This window comes from Acinetobacter sp. ANC_7682 (assembly GCF_056779795.1).
This window is the reverse complement of record NZ_JBWYIQ010000081.1, coordinates 1-609: the sequence shown is the minus strand read 5'-3', so window position 1 is coordinate 609 and position 609 is coordinate 1. Positions and strand designations below refer to the sequence as shown.

Annotated in this window: 2 protein-coding genes; both read left to right on the top strand. The window is 31.4% G+C overall.

From position 1 onward, the window contains the following. Positions 1-79: 79 nt before the first annotated feature. Entirely contained in the window at positions 80-307 is a 228-nt protein-coding gene (locus tag AC1M9D_RS14070) for a hypothetical protein (RefSeq protein WP_481612444.1), read from the top strand. Positions 308-425: 118 nt separating this feature from the next. Beyond that, the coding region (locus tag AC1M9D_RS14065; RefSeq protein WP_481612443.1) for a hypothetical protein at positions 426-609 on the top strand (184 nt) is incomplete at its 3' end.

Here is a 609-nt window from a genome sequence, read left to right as displayed (position 1 = left end):
AAAAAGAAGAGTTTAAGGAAATTTTGGCAATTTTAAGAAAGCAGAATCCTGATAGGATAAGGGTTCTGTGAAATTTGTCGTGTACAGAGATCAGTTATATAAAATTGTAACCATCAATTTTTTAGCTGATGGTGCTGATTACTATCATACATTGAAAAAAATTACAGGTGAGCGTCGAATAGAAGTTGGATTGGACTATGCAGAAGCATTCTTAAATTACTTAAATTCAATAGATGGTGATCAAGAAATGAAAACAATTCGAAAACTAGCTACTTCATATTATAGTACTCAAAAATACATAGAGTAAGATTTAGAGCTTTTTGATCTCAAAAACCCCAATTTAATTGGGGTTTTTTAATTAAATTAATTGTTTTTGTGTATTTTTTAGTGTAAAAAACATAAATTTGCTTAAAAAATAAACATACATGAGTTTTCGTTTAAATAAGGGGTTGCAAGGGAAGAAAAAATCTATAGAATGCACCCCATACCGACGAGATACACGGAAACGAACGAAGCAGGTTGCTGAGTTGTTAAGTGTTTCGAGTCCAGCTTCTAGCATTGACGAGATGTTAGAAAGATCATTAAGAGATTATGAAGAACAACTTGTGT